At 69.4% G+C, this 16,645-nt stretch carries 14 protein-coding genes; 5 read left to right on the top strand and 9 right to left on the bottom strand.

Annotated elements, in window-relative coordinates; all coding sequences use genetic code 11:
- Window positions 1–147: 147 nt before the first annotated feature.
- Genes lipB through nuoB form a run of 3 tightly spaced genes read right to left on the bottom strand, consistent with a single transcriptional unit; the run spans window position 148 to window position 2,745 of the window.
- A complete protein-coding gene (gene lipB, locus NXI30_23650) occupies window positions 148–852 on the bottom strand; it encodes a lipoyl(octanoyl) transferase LipB (protein ID MCR9097224.1) in 705 nt (234 codons plus the stop codon).
- A 40-nt stretch (window positions 853–892) separates the two neighbouring features.
- Complete coding sequence (locus tag NXI30_23655) at window positions 893–2,185, bottom strand: 2-oxo acid dehydrogenase subunit E2 (protein MCR9097225.1); 1,293 nt, start codon at window positions 2,183–2,185, stop codon at window positions 893–895.
- Window positions 2,185–2,745, bottom strand: coding sequence for an NADH-quinone oxidoreductase subunit NuoB (gene nuoB, locus NXI30_23660; GenBank protein ID MCR9097226.1), 561 nt, complete (start codon window positions 2,743–2,745; stop codon window positions 2,185–2,187). The genes NXI30_23655 and nuoB overlap by 1 nt, the downstream gene beginning before the upstream one ends.
- Window positions 2,746–2,920: 175 nt before the next feature.
- Here nuoB and NXI30_23665 point away from each other — a divergent pair, with 175 nt between their 5' ends.
- Window positions 2,921–3,652: a CDP-diacylglycerol O-phosphatidyltransferase gene (locus tag NXI30_23665; protein MCR9097227.1), complete on the top strand. Its 732-nt coding sequence runs from the start codon at window positions 2,921–2,923 to the stop codon at window positions 3,650–3,652.
- Window positions 3,653–3,752: 100 nt separating this feature from the next.
- On the opposite strand, the gene NXI30_23670 is transcribed toward NXI30_23665, so the two are convergent.
- Window positions 3,753–4,835, bottom strand: a complete 1,083-nt coding sequence (locus NXI30_23670; GenBank protein MCR9097228.1) for a response regulator — start codon at window positions 4,833–4,835, stop codon at window positions 3,753–3,755.
- Between the two features lie 258 nt (window positions 4,836–5,093).
- Here NXI30_23670 and hemH point away from each other — a divergent pair, with 258 nt between their 5' ends.
- Window positions 5,094–6,146 (top strand): ferrochelatase, encoded by a 1,053-nt coding sequence (gene hemH / locus NXI30_23675; protein ID MCR9097229.1) that lies wholly within the window; start codon window positions 5,094–5,096, stop codon window positions 6,144–6,146.
- 528 nt (window positions 6,147–6,674) lie between these two features.
- On the opposite strand, the gene hemE is transcribed toward hemH, so the two are convergent.
- The 3 genes from hemE to NXI30_23690 are packed head-to-tail and all read right to left on the bottom strand — an operon-like array spanning window position 6,675 to window position 10,103.
- Window positions 6,675–7,703, bottom strand: a complete 1,029-nt coding sequence (gene hemE, locus NXI30_23680) for a uroporphyrinogen decarboxylase (protein ID MCR9097230.1) — start codon at window positions 7,701–7,703, stop codon at window positions 6,675–6,677.
- The gene (locus tag NXI30_23685; GenBank protein ID MCR9097231.1) at window positions 7,700–8,842 is read right to left on the bottom strand and encodes an acyl-CoA dehydrogenase family protein; all 1,143 of its coding nucleotides are present in this window, start codon (window positions 8,840–8,842) and stop codon (window positions 7,700–7,702) included. Before NXI30_23685 ends, hemE begins: the two co-directional genes overlap by 4 nt.
- 52 nt (window positions 8,843–8,894) lie before the next feature.
- Window positions 8,895–10,103, bottom strand: coding sequence for an acyl-CoA dehydrogenase family protein (locus NXI30_23690; protein MCR9097232.1), 1,209 nt, complete (start codon window positions 10,101–10,103; stop codon window positions 8,895–8,897).
- Window positions 10,104–10,220: 117 nt separating this feature from the next.
- On the opposite strand from NXI30_23690, the gene ispH reads away from it, so the two are divergent.
- The 3 genes from ispH to NXI30_23705 are packed head-to-tail and all read left to right on the top strand — an operon-like array spanning window position 10,221 to window position 13,971.
- The gene (gene ispH / locus NXI30_23695) at window positions 10,221–11,153 is read left to right on the top strand and encodes a 4-hydroxy-3-methylbut-2-enyl diphosphate reductase (protein MCR9097233.1); all 933 of its coding nucleotides are present in this window, start codon (window positions 10,221–10,223) and stop codon (window positions 11,151–11,153) included.
- A complete protein-coding gene (locus NXI30_23700) occupies window positions 11,150–12,646 on the top strand; it encodes an MATE family efflux transporter (protein ID MCR9097234.1) in 1,497 nt (498 codons plus the stop codon). Before ispH ends, NXI30_23700 begins: the two co-directional genes overlap by 4 nt.
- 47 nt (window positions 12,647–12,693) lie before the next feature.
- Window positions 12,694–13,971, top strand: coding sequence for a DUF1214 domain-containing protein (locus NXI30_23705; GenBank protein ID MCR9097235.1), 1,278 nt, complete (start codon window positions 12,694–12,696; stop codon window positions 13,969–13,971).
- Here the strand turns inward: NXI30_23705 and clpA are convergent.
- Together clpA and NXI30_23715 are read right to left on the bottom strand one after the other, a co-directional pair.
- The gene (clpA, locus tag NXI30_23710; GenBank protein ID MCR9097236.1) at window positions 13,968–16,235 is read right to left on the bottom strand and encodes an ATP-dependent Clp protease ATP-binding subunit ClpA; all 2,268 of its coding nucleotides are present in this window, start codon (window positions 16,233–16,235) and stop codon (window positions 13,968–13,970) included. The two genes, NXI30_23705 and clpA, sit on opposite strands and share 4 nt — an antisense overlap.
- Window positions 16,232–16,603, bottom strand: a complete 372-nt coding sequence (locus NXI30_23715; protein ID MCR9097237.1) for an ATP-dependent Clp protease adaptor ClpS — start codon at window positions 16,601–16,603, stop codon at window positions 16,232–16,234. The genes clpA and NXI30_23715 overlap by 4 nt, the downstream gene beginning before the upstream one ends.
- Between the last annotated feature and the right edge of the window lie 42 nt (window positions 16,604–16,645).

The raw sequence follows: 16,645 nt of genomic DNA on the forward strand, positions 1-16,645 counted from the left end.
CCCAGAGCAGCGCGAACGAGCGACGGCGAGCGCGTTTGACGACGACAACCCCTGCAGGCATCGCGCCGAGGATAGAGGAGCGCCGTCCCGGGATCGAGGAACCCGCCGCACCCGACCGAACTGCACCGCACCGCGCCGGATCGCGGCTCACTCGGCCGTGGGCGCCTCCGGGCCGAGCCATCGAGCCAGCGACGCCGCGACCGCGTCGCGAACGATCTCGTCGGACAGGGCCGGGCGCCCTTCCCGCTCGAGCTCCCGCGCCACGCTGGTCATCTCCACGTCCTGCAGACCACAGGGCACGATCGCGTCGAAGCCCGCGAGGTCGATCGAGACGTTCAGCGCGAATCCGTGGAACGTCACCCACTTGCGCACACCGACGCCGATCGAGGCGATCTTCCGATCGGGGCCGTCGGGCTCGGCACTGCGCGCGCGATCGACGAAGACGCCGGTCCGCCCTTCGACGCGACGGCACGGAATCCCGTACGACTCGGCCGCCTCCATCAGCGCGGCTTCGATCCGTCGCAGATGGACGTGCACGTCCTTTCGACCCTGGGCATCGAGATCGAGGATCGGATAGCCCACGAGCTGCCCCGGCGCGTGGTAGGTCACGTCGCCTCCGCGCCCGACCTCGAAGACGTCGATCCCCTTCTCGCGCAGCTCGTCCGGAGAGAGACGAAGGTTGTCGGGGTCGGTGCTTCGACCGAGCGTCACGACGGCCGGGTGCTCGAGCAGCAGCACCCGGTCCGCGGCCGTCCCGGCGATCCGGTCCGCCACGGCGCGCTCCTGGAGCGCGAGCCCGTCGCCGTAGCGCAGGGCGCCGAGCCATTCGATCTGGATCACTTGCGAGGACACCGGCCCTCCCGAAGCAGGCGCCCGCGGCCGGGAGACCGACCTAGAGATCGAAGTCCCCGGCCTCGAGGAGCTCGCGGATGCGGTACAGGAAGCCGTTCGCGGGTGCGCCATCGACGGCGCGATGGTCGTAGGAGAGTGCGAGGAACATCATCGTCCGGATCACGATCGCATCCTCGCCGTCGAGGGACCGCACGACGGCGCGCTTGGCGATCTCGCCCATCCGCAGGATCCCGACCTGTGGCTGGTTGATGATCGCGAAGCCGTAGAGGTTGCCCTGGCGCCCGGGGTTCGAGACGGTGAACGTTCCGCCCTTGAGGTCGTCGGCGGAGAGCTTCCGGTTTCGTGCGCGCGTGGCGAGATCGTCGATCGCCATTGCCGTCCCGGCCAAGGAGAGCCGGTCCGCGTGGCGCACCACCGGCACGACGAGACCCTTCTCGGTCTCCGTGGCGACACCGACGTGGATGTCCTGCTTCTCGATGATCGCGTCCTCCACGACCGACGCGTTCAGCGCCGGGTACTCGCGGAGCGCGCGCACGGTCGCGTTCACGATGAAGGGCAGGAACGTGAGCGGCTTGCCGTAGCTCTCCTGGAACGAGCGCTTGTGCTGGTTCCGGAGCTTCACGACCGCGGACAGGTCGACCTCGGCGACGGTGCCGACGTGGGGGCTCGTCCGCTTCGAGTAGACCATGTGGTCCGAGATGATCTTGCGCATCGGCGACATCGGGATGACCCGGTCGCCCTCCTGCAGCTCGTAGCCGAATGCATTCGGGGCGGGCGCACGCCGAGCGGGCGCGGCGGCGGCCGGCGGCGCCGGGGACGCGGGCACGACCGGCGCCTGCTGGGCCGGCGCGGCCGCTGCGGGAGCGGCCGACTGATGTCGGAGCACGTCGTCCTTGGTGACGCGCCCGGCACTCCCCGTCCCCTCGACGTCGCGCAGGTCGATCGACGCATCCTCGGCGACCCGGCGCGCGACCGGCGTCGCCGGCGGCGCGGCCTCCGCGACGGGCGGCGGGGCCGAGGTGACCGACGCAGGCGGGGCCACCGGCGGCGGCACCGCAGCGGGCTCGGCGGCGGCCGGCGCCGCGGTCGGCTTGCCGTCGGGATCGATCCGCGCGAGCACGGCGCCGACCTCGATCACGTCCCCCTCGGCGACGGTGATCGCCTCGACCACGCCGGCATGGGGCGCGGGGATCTCGGCGTCGACCTTGTCGGTCGTGACTTCGACCAGCGGCTGGTCGACCTCGACCCACTCGCCCTCGCTGACCAGCCAGCGGGACACGGTCCCTTCGAAAACGCTCTCTCCGAGCGACGGAAGTTCCACCTCGATCGACATCAACCATTCCCCTCTTGGGTCGTCGCGATCCCGCCATGAACGGGTCCGTCGTCCCTCAAGATCGGCCAGTCCGCCGGATCTCTTGACGATCGCGCCCCCTCGGCGCGGCGCCTGGCCCGGCCCGTTCTGAGCCATTCGAGTGCATCACGAATCGCCGTCGGCTCGGGCGGGCAGCCCGGCACGACGAGATCCACCGGCAGCAGGGTCTCGAGCCCCGGCACCGTCGCATAGTTCCGATACGCGCCCCCGGAAATCGCACAGGCACCCCATGCGATCACCCAGCGCGGCTCGAGCATCCGCTCATAGATGGCTTCGAGAAGGGGAGCCTGCCGTCGCGTGATCGTTCCGGCCACGATGAGCAGATCGGCGGCGCGCGCCGAGACCGCAGGCGGCCCTGCACCGAGCGTCTCGAAGGGATCGCCGCCTGCCACCATCGCCATCCCACAGCACGAGCTGGCGATTCGCAGGGGAGACGGAGCGAGGCCCTGCGCCCAGTCGAGGGCGGCCTCGAGGCGGGTCGGACGCACCCGGAGCTCCGCACGCGATTCGGCTGCGCTCATCGTCTGATCCGTCCCTCCTGCCCCTGTCCGCGCGTCTTCGCGCGACTCCCGCCACGAACCTCACGGCTCGAATCCGGAGCATAGCCACTCTGATATGCTCCGAGGTCGCGTGAGCCCGAACGAGCCCTCGAACAATCCCGAAATCACGGCGCCCGGCAGGTCGGGCGCCCCGCCGATGGCCGTTCGGAAGGCCACGGGTGCGCCGGAGAGTGCACGAGGCCGCTTCGTCGCCTGGCTCGTTCACGGTCTCACCGCCAGCGGCGCCGTCTTCGGCACCTTCGCGCTCTTCGCCGTCGCGTCGAATCGCTTCGACATCGCCTGCCTGCTCATGCTCACCACGCTCTTCGTCGACGGCATCGATGGAACCCTCGCGCGGGCGGCCCAGGTCGCCGTCCACACGCCCCAGATCAACGGCCGCCGTCTCGACGACATCGTCGACTACCTGAACTTCGTGGTGGTCCCGGTCTTCTTTCTCTGGGGCGCCGGACTCGTGGCGCATCCCGCCTGGCTCGCGGCCCCGCTCCTGGCCAGCGCCTACGGCTTCTCGCGAGAGGACGCGAAGACCGCCGACGACTTCTTCCTGGGCTTCCCCTCGTACTGGAACATCCTGGCGATGTACCTCTGGCTGCTCGACGTCGGGCCCGTCGGCGGCACCGTCTGGGTCGCCCTCCTCTCGGTCGCGGTCTTCATTCCGATGAAATACCTCTACCCGAGCAAGGTCGAGCCGATGCGGCTCCGCGTCTGGCTCGGCGTCGGCGCGATCGTCTGGACCGCCGCCCTCGCCGCCTGCGTCGTCGTCCCCGATGCCACCGCCCCCTACCTGCTGGTCGAGATCACCCTGCTGTACCCCGCCTGGTACATGGCCCTCTCGATCACCCGAGGCGGCTTCGACCGAACCAACGGCTAGCGAACCGCGCCGGCGCCGCCGGCGCCCACCATGGCGCCGCCAGCGCAAGACGCGCGCCGCGAAGCGCGCGTCGAGAGGCGCGCAGCGCCGACTGACGAGATCAACGGCCGCCCTCGATCGCGTCCATCAGGTCGTTGATGCGCCAGGGCTTTCGCAACACCGAGGCCACGCCCTGGGAGAGGAGGTCTGCCTCGGCGCCGACGCCGCCGGTTCCGATGATCGAGGCGTCCGGGCGCACGGCCCGGATCTGCGAGACCCACGAGGCCATGTCCGCACCCGCGAGAGCGAAGTCGACGAGCACCGTCCGCGCGCGGGGCTCCGCCGCGAGCAGACGGAGCGCGCTCGGCAGATCGTCACTCGGGTAGCAGATGGCACCGACCCGCTCGATCTGACTCACGAGGAGCCGGCGCACCACGCCGTCCCGCTCGACGACGACCACCGGCCCGTGGTCTTCGAGGGTGCGGTTCGTGATCCCGGATCGCACGTCGAGCAGGATCCGCACGCGCGGATCGCTGCGACGCTGCTCCTCTTCGAGCGGACAGAAGACCGCGAGCCAGCCGACCTGTCCGGGACGCCGGCGGGCTCGCATGAGCCAGACGTCTTCGTTCGCGTTGCGCGTCCGCGCTTCGACCCACTCGTCTTCCGAGCGCGCCAGCAGGGACGCGACGTCTCCCTCGATCAGCTCGGCGAGGGTCGCCACCTCGTGCGAGAGGCCGTGCTGCCGGATCAGCTCGACCGCCCGGCTCGAAGCGAACTCGAGTCGACCGTCCGCCGCGACGGCGATCGCCGCGATCGGCGGTCCGAGATCCTCCCGGGTCGAGGCATCGGTCAGCGCGACGTCGACGGCGTCCTGCAGGTCCTTCAGGTCGAAGGGCTTCTCGAGCAGTCGGGACACGCCGCAGCGGTCCGACTCCTCGAGCAGGTCGCGCGAGGGAAATCCCGTGATCAGGATCGTGTTCAGGCCCGGGTGGAGTGCGCGGAAGACCTCGGAGACGTGCAGGCCGTGGATGTGGTTCTTCAGCATCCAGTCCGCGATCAGCACGTCGGGCTCGGCGTCGAATCCGGCCTCGAGCGCCTCGTATCCGGACGCGGCCGCGATCACCTCGTGGCCCTCGTGAACGAGGTAGCGACTCAGCGTCTCCCGCAGCGAATCCTCGTCCTCGACGATCAGGACCGTCGCCATGTTCCCCCATCCCCCGACCGGTCCGAGCTGGCGCGAGTGGGGGGGCGCGTCCCCCCTGTCCGCAAGAAGCTCGTTCGTCCGAGTCAGCACCGATTCGGAATAGTATATTTCCGTTCCTCACTGAACGCAGTGAGGATTGTACCGATCGGACGGATGGTCACATTCGAGTTCGGGTCGGATTTTCACCCTGGAGCGAACCCCCTCGCCCCTTCCCCGCCAGGACGGCGCCGGAACGGGCGCGAATCGAGTCTGTCCGCCATGTCCTCGCCCGCGCAGTCCCGCCCCCTGACGGGCGTCCTGCTCGTGAACCTCGGAACGCCGGATGCGCCGGAGACCGCGCCCGTCCGCCGATATCTGCGTCAATTCCTGGGCGATCGCCGTGTCCTGACGCTGCCGGCGCCTCTGCGCTGGCTGCTGCTGAACCTCGTCATCCTCCCAACCCGCCCGGCGAAGTCCGCCGCCGCGTATCGCGAGGTCTGGACCGACCAGGGATCCCCACTGCTCGTCCACTCCCGAGCCCTCACGGCCCGCGTGGCCGAGGCGCTCGGCGGCGACTATCAGGTCGAGCTCGCCATGCGCTACGGCAACCCGTCGATCGAGGGCGGATTGGCGGCCCTCGAGGCGGCCGGCGCCGACCGGATCGTCGTCCTCCCGCTCTTTCCGCAGTACGCCTCGAGCGTGACCGCCTCGGTCTCCGCCGAAGTGATGCGCGTTCTCGACGCGGGCGGCGACTTCCCGCCGATCGAGATCCTCGGCGCCTTCCACGACGCCCCGGGCTTCATCGAGCCCTGGGCGACCTTCGCCGGCCCGGACCTCGCGGCCTTCGGCGCCGATCACGTCCTCTTCAGCTTCCACGGCCTGCCCGAGGACCAGATCCGGGCCAGCGACCCGACGAAGCGCCACTGCCTCTCGAGCGAAGGATGCTGCGACGCCCCCGGCCCGAGCCTCCGGCGCTGCTACCGGGCCCAGTGCTACGGAACGGCGAGAGCGCTCGGCGCTGCGCTCGGCCTCGAGCCGGACCAGTACAGCGTGTCCTTCCAGTCCCGCCTCGGCCCCCGCCCGTGGATCCGCCCCTTCACGGACGAGGTCCTCCCGACCCTTTCCGAACGGGGCGTGAAGCGATTGGCGGTGTTCTGTCCGTCCTTCGTCGCCGACTGCCTCGAAACCCTCGAAGAGATCGGCATCCGGCTGCGCGAGCAGTGGACCGAAGACGGCGGCGACGCCCTCTGGCTCTCCCCGTGCCCGAACGGCGATCGCGGATTCGCGGAGGGCGTAGCCGGCTGGATCCGAGCCTCGAGCGAAGGACGGTAGTCGACGTGCGCATCCGTCGGCCGATGGATGCCGAGCCGCGGTCGCGAGACGGTGCGCCCCGCGGCGAATGGCTCGGCCTTCGTAGTCGGGGCGTCTTCGATCCCGTGAAGCTAGCTGGTCGTCCGACCCGCTAGCGGGAATGGAGTGCGGGCCTGCGCTTTATTTCGCCGCGAGACACCCCGCCTCGCTCCCTCGGATGGGGTTGCTCGCAGGGGATACGCGCTTGCTCGGTTTTCTCGATCGAACGCGGAGCTGGGACGTGTCGTCTTGCTTTGGCGGGAGTGAGTGGCTCGGGGGCGGCCGCCGTGGAATCAAGCGCAGCCCAGCCGCCAGGGTATTCGGTGGGTCGGATGGTCAGCACGTGGCGCGGGATGCGGACACGCCCCGCCTATGGGGCGAGCCATCCACTGCGGACGTCCACGGGCCGCGAACGGCGGACAAGCGACAGCGGCGCGTTCATTGGCGAAGCGAGCCATCCACTGCGGACGTCCATGGCCGCGAACGGCGGTCAAGCAACGACGGCCGCGATCAGCGAGAGAGCGCTCGGGCCGCGTCGGTGAACGCCTTGACCCCTTCGACCGGCGTATCCGGCAGGCAGCCGTGGCCCAGGTTCAGGATGTGGCCACGCGCCGGGGCGGCGGCTTCGGCCATTTCGCGGACCATCTCGAAGATCCGCTCGCGCGGGGCGTGGAGCCAGCACGGATCGAGGTTGCCCTGGAGGCTGACCGCGTGGCCGTGGGCCTTCGCCACGTCACCGAGGCGCACGCGCCAGTCCAGCGAGATCACGTCGGCGCCGGCCTCCGCGATCCGGTCGACCACGTGGGAGCCGTTCTGGACGTAGAGGATCATCGGCGCCGGCTCGTCCCGGAGCGCGGCCGCGATCCGCTCGTGATAGGGCTGCACCCAACGTTCGTAGGCCGCCGGATCAAGGAGCCCCGCCCAGGTGTCGAAGAGCTGGACGGCTTCCGCCCCCGCCTCGATCTGGGCCTTCAGGTAGTCGATCGTGAGGGCGGTCAGCTTCTCGAGCAGCGCTTCGACCTCGTCCGGCCGCGTCTGCAGCATCGCCTTGAGGATCGAGAAGTCCTTCGAGCCGCTGCCCTGGATCAGGTAGGCGGCCAACGTGAAGGGCGCGCCGCCGAAACCGAGGAGCGGGACGTCCCGGGAAGCAAGGGCTTCGCGCAGACGACCGATGATCTCGAAGACGAAGGGCACGGTCTCACGGGGATCCGGCACCCGGAGCTTCTCGATCTGCTCCGCCTCCCGGATCGGGTCGGCGATCACGGGTCCCGGGGCGAAATCGAGATCCACGCCCATCGGCGGAATCGGGGTGAAGATGTCCTGGAAGAGGATCACCGCCTCCGCCCCGACGAGATCGATCGGCTGGAGCGATACGGTGACCGCCCGCTCCACGTCGGCGCACATCTCGAGGAACGTCACGCCCTTCCGGACGGCGCGGTACTCGGGCAGGTAGCGCCCCGCCTGGCGCATCAGCCAGACCGGCGGTCGATCGACTTCCTCACCCCGACAAGTGCGGAGAAAACGGTCGCGGGGGTTCAATACGCCCCCAGCTCCGCCCAGCGGTTCCGGTGGAACGCGGAATCGCCGAAGGTGAGCTCCGCCGCGCGAGCCCGCTTCAGGTAGAAGCCGATGTCGTACTCGTCGGTCATGCCGACGCCCGCGAAGATCTGTACGCCTTCGTTCGCGGCGAGCAGGTAGGCGTCCGAGCACTTCGCCTTCGCGAGGCTGACCAGCTTCGTCGCGTCGGGGGCGCCCGCATCGAGCGCCCGAGCCGCGGCCATCACGCAGGAGCGAGCGAGTTCGATCTCGCAGAAGACCTCGGCCGCGCGGTGCTGGAGTCCCTGGAAGGACCCGATCTTCACGCCGAACTGTTCGCGGGTCTTGAGGTACTCGACGGTCAGATCGAAGGCCTCGCTCATTCCGCCCAGCATCTCCGCGGTCAGCACGCAGATCGCGCGGTCGAGGACGGCGTCGATCAGGTCGGCGCCCTGCCCTTCGATTCCGAGGACCGACGCGCCCGTCACCTCGACGCCGTCGAGGCTCACGATCGCCGCGTTGCGGTGGTCGACGCGGGTCTGTCGCGTGACCGACAGGCCCGAGGCGCCGGACTCGACGAGGAAGAGCGTGATGCCGTCGCGGTCGCCGCTCTCTCCGGCGACGCGCGCGGGCACGATCACGGCGTCGGCGCCCACCGCGTCGAGGACCTGCACCTTCTCGCCGGTCAGGCGGTAGCCCCCTTCGGTCGCTTCGGCGCGGGTCGCGATCGCGTACGCGTCGTAGCGCGAGTTCTTCTCCTGGTGCGCGAACGCGACGACCTTGGAGCCGTCGACGACCTTCGGCAGCCAGGCCGAAACGAGCGCCTCGTTGCCGCCGAGGGCCAGCGCGGAGCCGCCCATCGTGACGCCCCCCAGGAAGGGCTCGGGGGCGAGCTTGCGACCGAGCGCCTCGACGATCAGCACGAGCTCGGCAAAGCCCATGCCCGCCCCGCCGACCTTCTCGTCGAAGGGAATGCCCGTCCATCCGAGGCCGGCCATCTCCCTGTAGAGGTCGGCCGAGTAGCCGAGCTCCGCGCCGCTGTCGCGCAGCTCGCGGAAGCGCGCGACCGGGGAGTGCTCGTCCACGAAGTCGAGCGCCGTCTGCGCGATCATCTGCTGGTCTTCGTCCAGGATCAATTGCATGGGAGGATTCCTCGCGTCCGAGCCGGCAGGCTCGGGTCGCGTGATGGGAGGCTCAAGCCGGCAGGCCGAGCACGCGCTTCGCGATGACGTTCAGCTGGACCTCGGAGGTCCCGCCCTCGATGGAGTTGCCGCGGCTTCGGAGCCAGTCACGCGTCGTGTCGAGCGCGAACTCGTCGAAGCCGTCGCCTTCCCAACCGAGCGCGTCGGGGCCGAGGATCCGGACCATCAGCTCCATGCGCGTCTTGTTGAGCTCGGTTCCGTAGAGCTTGAACATCGAGCTCTCCGGCCCCGGCTGATGGCCGGCCTTCGCCGCGTCCGCCGTGCGCTGGGTCGTGAGCCCGAACGCCTTCGTCTCCATCTCCATTCGCGCCACGTCGTCGCGGATCACCGGGTCGGAGATCTTCCCGTCGCGCTCGCCGACGCGTTCGACGGCGAGGGTCGAGAGGAAGCTGCGCTCACCGGGCTTGCGCGTCCCACCGGACGAGGAGCCGAAGGTGTCCGCGATCATCGTGCGCTCGTGCCCGAGCAGCGCCTTCGCGACCGTCCAGCCCGCGCCGATCTCGTGGATCACGTTCTCGACCGGAACGCGCACGTCGGTGAAGTGGGTCTCGCAGAACGGCGACTTGCCCGAGATCAGCAGGATCGGGCTCACCTTCACGCCCGGATCGTCCATGTCGATCAGGATGAAGGTGATGCCTTCCTGCTTGATGCCCGAGTTGTCGTTCCGGACGAGCGCGAAGATCCAGTCCGCCTGATCGGCGTAGCTCGTCCAGACCTTCGTCCCGTTGATGATGAACTCGTCGCCGTCGCGCTCCGCCTTCGTCTGGAGCGAGGCCAGGTCCGAACCGGCCCCCGGCTCGGAATAGCCCTGGCACCAGCGGATCTCCCCGCGAATGATCTTCGGCAGGTGCTGCTGCTTCTGGTCTTCGTTTCCGAAGCGAAGGAGCGTCGGACCGATCATCGTCAGACCGAAGCCGATCAGCGCCGGCGGGAGGTCGAGGGCCTTCATCTCCTGGGAGAGCACCTTCGCCTCTTCCTTCGAGAGACCGCCGCCTCCGTACTCCGCGGGCCAGGTCGGGGCCGTCCAGCCCTTGGCGCCCATCCGTTCGAGCCAGACCTTCTGGTCCGGATGCTCGAACTCGCAGCGCTTGCCGCCCCAGACGCCGTTCAGCTCGTCGGCCTTCATGCCCCGGACGCCGTCCGGTGCGTTTTCATCCAACCACGCGCGTGCCTCCGCGCGAAACGCTTCGAGGTCCGACATGTCGACATGCCTCCTGCCAATTCTCGGGAGCGCCGAGTGTAACGATCCGCGCTGGAATTTCTGCCCCGTGGAAGCGACGCCGCGTACTCGTCGGCAGGGCCGCTAGACTCCCGCGCGATGCGCATTCTCCTCGCCAGTCCCCGCGGCTTCTGCGCCGGCGTCGACCGAGCGATCGACATCGTCGAGCTCGCCCTCGCCCAGGAAGACCGCCCCGTCTACGTGCGGCACGAGATCGTGCACAATCGCCACGTCGTCGACGGCCTCCGCGACAAGGGCGCGACCTTCATCGAAGACCCGGAAGACGCGCCCGAGGGGGCGGTCCTCATCTACTCCGCCCACGGCGTCTCCCCCGAGATCCGGGACCGCGCGGAGACCCAGCGCCTCCACCCCATCGACGCGACCTGCCCGCTCGTGACCAAGGTCCACAACGAGGTCCGTCGGATGGTCGACGACGGCTTCGAGATCGTGATGATCGGTCATGCAGGGCACGTCGAGGTCGAGGGCACGATGGGCCAGGCTCCGGACTCGATGCACCTCGTCGAGACCGTCGAAGACGTCGAGTGCCTCGAGGTCCGGAACCCGGCGCGCCTCGGCTGCGTGACGCAGACGACCCTCTCCGTCGACGACACCCGCGACGTGATGGACGCCCTCGCCGGCAAGTTCCCGCAGATCGTGCTGCCGAAGCGAGACGACATCTGTTATGCGACCCAGAACCGCCAGGACGCGGTCAAGGAGCTCGCCGAGCACGCCGACCTCGTCCTCGTCGTCGGCGCGCCCGCGTCCTCGAACAGCAACCGGCTCGTCGAGGTCGCCTCCCGGCGCGGAGTGCCCGCCTATCTGATCCAGTCCGCGGACGAAGTCGACGACCGCTGGCTCGACGGCATCGAGTGCGTCGGCATCACGGCGGGCGCGTCGACGCCCGACGTCCTCGTCCAGGGCGTGATCCAGCATCTGCGCGACTTCTCCGGCGGCGAGGCGGTCCTCGACTCCCTCCCGGAGGTCGACGAAGGCGTCCGCTTCAAGCTGCCCCGCGAGCTGCGGCCCGCATGAGCGAAGGCCAACCGGTCGCCGAGCGCTCCGGCGACCCCCTCGATCCCGAAGGCGGACCGGCGGTTCCCGCGTCCTCCCTCGCCGCCGCCGCCCCACCCGCGCAGCCGAGTCCACCGGCGTCCGGAAGCGATTCGTATCGCGAGCTGCTCCGCCTCGCGTGGCCGGTCATGGCGAGCCAGGTCCTGCTCAACCTGACCGGCGTCGTCGATCGGATGATGATCGGTCGGCTCGCCGACGAGGGCGGCGCGGCCGTGCCGCTCGCGGCGGTCGGATACGCGACGCAGCTCTTCCACCTGATCCACTCGACGCTCTTCGCGGTCGGCCTCGCCTGCGTGGCGCTGATGGCGCGCTCGATCGGCGCGCGGGACCCCGAGCGTGCGCGGCACGCCTTCGCGGGATCGATCCAGGTCTCGTTCGCCGTAACGCTCTTCTACGCGGCCTTCCTCTTCTTCGGGAGCGAACAGGCCCTCGGTCTGCTCGGCGCCCAACCCGACGTGGTTCGCGTCGCTGCGCCCTACCTCGAGCTGACCGTCGCCGCCTCGCTCATGCTCTCCTTCACGATGATCGGTGAGAGCGCGCTCCGCGCGAACCGTGACACGCGCACGCCCATGGTGATCGCGATGGTCGTCGCGGCGGCCAAGCTGGGCCTGAACGGCCTGCTCATCTTCGGCTGGCTCGGTGCCCCGCGTCTGGAGCTCCTGGGCGCCGGACTGGCGACGGCGATCAGCCAGGCGGTGGGCCTCGTCCTCTTCCTCCTCGTCCTGCTGCGCATGCCGAAGGACGCACCGACGGCCCTCCGTTTCCGCGACCTCGTTCGCGGGAATCCGATCGCACGCGAAGTCGTGCGGATCTCGGTCCCCGGCGTCGCCGAACGGATCGTCCTGAACTTCGGCCTGCTCTCCTACTTCTGGGTGCTCTCCAACTACTACGGGACCCTCGCCGTCGCGGCCTACACCGTCGGCGTTTCGATCCTTTCCTTCTCCTGGATCCCCGGAACCGGCTACGCACAGGCGTGCTCGACGATCGTCGGCCAGGCCCTCGGCGCACGGTCGAGCGAGAGCGCCCTTCGTGCCGCGAAGCGATCGCTCGTGCTGGCGATCGCGACGGCGATCCCGCTGGGCCTGCTCTGCGCCTGGCAGCGCGTCGCCCTCGCCGAGCTCTTCACCGACGACCAGGCGGTCGTCGTCGCCCTCTCCCCGTTCATGCTCTGCCTGGCCCTCGCACAACCCTTCCTGCAGATGCACTTCACGCTCGGCGGCGCACACAAGGGCGCCGGCGACACGGTCACGCCGCTGATCGGCGCGGCGATCGGCAACTGGGGGATCCGCGTCCCGGTCGCCGTCCTGCTCGGCGGCGTGCTCGAGGTGGACATCGTCTGGCTCTGGGCAACGCTGATCTTCGACCACATCGCCCGAACGATCTGGATGAGCGTGAGCTTCGTTCGGGGGAAGTGGCGGGAGCTGGAGCCAGCGACCCCTCGCCCGCCGGTGTAGCGTCGGAAGACCGGCCTCGACCGAGCCGACCTCACGCGAGGAGAACCATGCGACGAACCTCCCCCCTGATCGGTGCGGCCTCGACCGTGTTCCTCGCGGCGCTCGGCTGCGCGACGCACGCGGAGCCCGAGTCCGCGAAGCTCGAAGCGGCGTTCGGGGATTTCGTCGCGGCGCTCGAGGAGACGGCACTCGCCGTGGAAGCCGACCCCGCCTTCGACAACGACCGCCACCGTGCGGCCGGCGCCCTCTACTGGGCGCAGATGCTGTTGCGCACCGTCGAAGACGACCTGCTCCAGGAGCCCGACCATCCGCTCTTCCGGGTGGTCGATCACCGCATCCGCGAAGGCGCGGACAATCCCGACCAGCGGTACCTCTTCGCTCCGGTCCGGGGTGGCGTCCCGTATCGCATCTGGGGACGGAAGCGCGGGGAGCGACGCATCGAGGTGCAGGTGTACGCGGGGCTGCCTTGGATGCCGGGCGGCGGACGGATCGTCGGTGTGCTTCCCGACGAGGCGATCCACACCGACGCCGAGGGCCACTTCGAAATCACGCTCGGCGGCGAGGCCCGGAGCGAGTCGGCGGAACCTTCGAACTGGCTCCCCAACCCCGACGACGCGACGATGGTGATGGTGCGGCAGATCTACGGGGAGTGGACCGAAGACATCGGCCACGTCCACATCGACCGCACAGGTCACGAAGGAGACCAGAAGCCCGGCCTGACGAGCGACGTCATGGCGGAGCGGCTCGAGCGTGCCGCGCGCAACCTACGGGCGGTGGTGCCCCTCTGGCCGCGCTTCGGCCGCGAGCGTTACACGCTGAAGGAGCCGAATACGCTCACGGCGCCCTGGGATCCGGGCGCCAGCGGAGGCGTCGTGGGCCGACTGATGTCGCTCGGCAACTTCGAACTCGGCCCCGACCAGGCGCTGATCCTCACGACGTGGCCCGCGGCGGGAAACTATCAGGGCGTCCAGCTCACGGACCTCTGGACCTCGTCCCTCGAGTACGCGAACCGGCAGACCAGCCTGACCGCCGACCAGGCCCACCAGAGCAGCGACGGTGCCTACCGCATGGTCATCGCCCACCGCGACCCCGGAGTGCAGAACTGGCTCGACACGACCGGCCTGGAACGAGGCTTCATTCTCCTGCGCTTCGATGGCGTGCAAGGCGTCGCGATCCCGGAACACGAGTGGCCGCGACTCGACCTCGTTCCCTTCGAGGCGCTGCGTGAGCACCTGCCCCCGGAGACACCCGTGTACTCCGCCGAAGACCGTCGGCGAGAGATCGAGCGACGTCGTCGCCACGTACAGAGGCGATTCGGGATCTAGCGGCCCGTCGCCTCGGGATAGACGAACGTGAACCCGCCCTCGTCGTCGACTTCGACGACGACCTTGCCACCGCCCTTCAGCTTCCCGAAGAGCACCTCGTCGGTCAGCGGGTTCTTCAGCTCCTGCTGGATGATCCGTCCGAGCGGCCGCGCGCCCATGTCCGGGTCGTAGCCCTTCTCCGCGAGGCGTTCGCGCGCCGCGGGCGAGAGCTCGATCTGGATCTTGCGCTCCTTGAGCTGACCTTCGAGTTCGAGGACGAACTTGTCCACGACCTTCGCCATGACCTCCGGCGGAAGCGGATCGAAGCGGACCACCTCGTCGAGGCGGTTGCGGAACTCGGGGCTGAAGAGCTTCTCGATCTCCTGCGATCCGTCGCCGCGCTTCTTCTCGGTGAAGCCGATCGCGCGGGTCTGCATCTCCCGGGCGCCGGCGTTCGACGTCATGATCAGCGTCACGTGCCGGAAGTCCGCCTCGCGACCCTGGTTGTCGGTCAGGGTCGCGTGATCCATGACCTGGAGCAGCACGTCGAAGACGTCCGGGTGGGCCTTCTCGATCTCGTCGAGGAGGAGCACCGCGTACGGGTGCTTGCGGATCGACTCGATCAGCTGGCCGCCCTGGTCGTACCCGACGTAGCCGGGCGGCGCGCCGATCAGCCGCGAAACCGAGTGCTTCTCCATGTACTCCGACATGTCGAAGCGCAGGAAGGGCACGCCCATCGTCTCCGCGAGCTGCTTGGCGAGCTCGGTCTTGCCGACGCCCGTCGGTCCCGCGAAGAGGAAGGAGCCCGTCGGCTTGTCCGGGCCGGCCATGCCGGCGCGCGCCCGCTTGACCGCCGCCGCCACGGTCTCGACCGCGCGGTCCTGACCGAAGACGACCTCCTTGAGGTCCGCTTTGAGGCGTTCGAGGCGGGTGGCTTCCTCGGAGACGGTGGTCTCGAGGGGCACCCGGGCCATCTTCGCAACGGTCCGTTCGACGTCTTTCACGCCCACGGTGCGCCGCTTCTTGCCCGTCGGCCGGAGCCGAACCGCGGCGCCGCACTCGTCCATCACGTCGATGGCCTTGTCCGGCAGGAACCGGTCGTTGATGTGGCGAACGGCCAGGTCGACGCAGGCCTTGAGGGCCGGGGCGGTATACCGCACGCCGTGGTGGTCCTCGTAGCGCGGCGCGAGCCCCTTCAAGATCCGGACGCACTCTTCCGGCGTCGGCTCTTCGATGTCGACCTTCTGGAACCGGCGCGAGAGCGCGCGGTCGCGCTCGAAATGGCGGTACTCCTGGTAGGTCGTCGAGCCCATGCAGCGGAGCGTGCCGTCCGCGAGTCCCGGCTTCAGCAGGTTCGACGCGTCGACGGTCGTACCCTGCGCGGAGCCGGCGCCGAGGATCGTGTGGATCTCGTCGATGAAGAGGATGAATCGTTCGCGTTCTTCGAGCGCTTTCAGCAAGGCCTTGAAGCGTTCCTCGAAGTCGCCGCGATAGCGCGTCCCCGCGAGCAGCGCGCCGAGATCGAGGGCATGGATCTCGGTCCCCTCGAGGTCCTCGGGCACCCGCCCTTCGTGGATGCGGAGCGCGAGCCCTTCCGCGAGGGCGGTCTTTCCGACGCCGGTCTCGCCGACGAAGATCGGGTTGTTCTTGCGACGGCGCGCCAGGATGTGGATCGCGCGGTCGAGCTCCGGCCCTCGGCCGATCAGCGGATCGAGCTTCCCGTCCGCCGCCTTCTGGGTGAGATCCGTGGCGAAGGCGGCGAGCGGATCCGCCGGGACCCCTTCGGCATCGCCCCCGAGGATCGGCGAGCCGCCCGACGCGCCCTCCCCGAGCGAGCCGCCGTCGCCGAGCTTCGACTCGCCGTGGCTGATGTACCGGAGCAGGTCGAGCCGCGACACGCCCTGCCCCCGAAGCAGGGTCATCGAGTGCGCGTCCGGCTCGTTGAAGATCGCGACGATCAGGTCGCTGATCTCGACCTCGTCCTTGTCGGCATTCCGGGTGTGGTCGATCGCCGTCTGGACCACGCGGTGGAACGCGAGGGTCTGCATCAGGTCGATCTCGTCCTCACCGGGCACCGCCTCGAGGTCCTCGTCGAAGAAGCGCTCGAGCTCGATCCGGAGCCGGTCCACGTCCGCCCCCGAGTGGAGCAGGATCCGCGCCCCGTCCTCGCTGTGGATCAGCGCGTAGAGGAGATGCTCGACCGTGAGATAGGCGTGGCGGCGCATGATCGCCTCGCGCTGCGCCGCCTGCAGGGTGAGCTGGAGATCCCGCCCGAACGAACTCATTCCTTCTCTACTCCTGAGCGAAGGGGATAGCCCCGCTCCTCCGCCATTCGATGGACCGTCGCCGACTTCGTCTCGGCGACCTCGAGGACGTAGACACCGGCGACGCCGAGTCCACCCCGGTGGATCTGGAGCATGATCTGGGTGGCCGCGGACGGGCTCTTCCCGAAGACCTTCTCGAGGACCTGCACGACGAACTCCATCGGCGTGTAGTCGTCGTTGTACAGGAGGACCTTGAAGCGCGGCGGTCGTTCGGACTTCGCGCGTTCCTTGACGCCCAGGCCGCGCTCGCGTTCGCGTTTCCGGGACGGGTCGAAGGGCTTCGGCGGCTCGCCCCCGCCCGGGGGGTCCGCCATCTGGACGGTCGACATCATCGGCGGGAGCATAGCCTTCCGATGCGCCCGACACCTCGC

Source organism: bacterium, assembly GCA_024742285.1.
Lineage (GTDB): Bacteria > Myxococcota_A > UBA9160 > UBA9160 > UBA4427 > UBA4427.

What these genes read in the sequence shown, in the direction of transcription:
- NXI30_23655 (MCR9097225.1), bottom strand. Translation starts at nt 2,185, where the DNA reads ATGTCGATCGAGGTGGAACTTCCGTCGCTCGGAGAGAGCGTTTTCGAA.
- nuoB (MCR9097226.1), bottom strand. Translation starts at nt 2,745, where the DNA reads ATGAGCGCAGCCGAATCGCGTGCGGAGCTCCGGGTGCGTCCGACCCGC.
- NXI30_23665 (MCR9097227.1), top strand. Translation starts at nt 2,921, where the DNA reads ATGGCCGTTCGGAAGGCCACGGGTGCGCCGGAGAGTGCACGAGGCCGC.
- NXI30_23670 (MCR9097228.1), bottom strand. Translation starts at nt 4,835, where the DNA reads ATGGCGACGGTCCTGATCGTCGAGGACGAGGATTCGCTGCGGGAGACG.
- hemH (MCR9097229.1), top strand. Translation starts at nt 5,094, where the DNA reads ATGTCCTCGCCCGCGCAGTCCCGCCCCCTGACGGGCGTCCTGCTCGTG.
- NXI30_23685 (MCR9097231.1), bottom strand. Translation starts at nt 8,842, where the DNA reads ATGCAATTGATCCTGGACGAAGACCAGCAGATGATCGCGCAGACGGCG.
- NXI30_23690 (MCR9097232.1), bottom strand. Translation starts at nt 10,103, where the DNA reads ATGTCGGACCTCGAAGCGTTTCGCGCGGAGGCACGCGCGTGGTTGGAT.
- ispH (MCR9097233.1), top strand. Translation starts at nt 10,221, where the DNA reads ATGCGCATTCTCCTCGCCAGTCCCCGCGGCTTCTGCGCCGGCGTCGAC.
- NXI30_23700 (MCR9097234.1), top strand. Translation starts at nt 11,150, where the DNA reads ATGAGCGAAGGCCAACCGGTCGCCGAGCGCTCCGGCGACCCCCTCGAT.
- NXI30_23705 (MCR9097235.1), top strand. Translation starts at nt 12,694, where the DNA reads ATGCGACGAACCTCCCCCCTGATCGGTGCGGCCTCGACCGTGTTCCTC.
- clpA (MCR9097236.1), bottom strand. Translation starts at nt 16,235, where the DNA reads ATGAGTTCGTTCGGGCGGGATCTCCAGCTCACCCTGCAGGCGGCGCAG.
- NXI30_23715 (MCR9097237.1), bottom strand. Translation starts at nt 16,603, where the DNA reads ATGTCGACCGTCCAGATGGCGGACCCCCCGGGCGGGGGCGAGCCGCCG.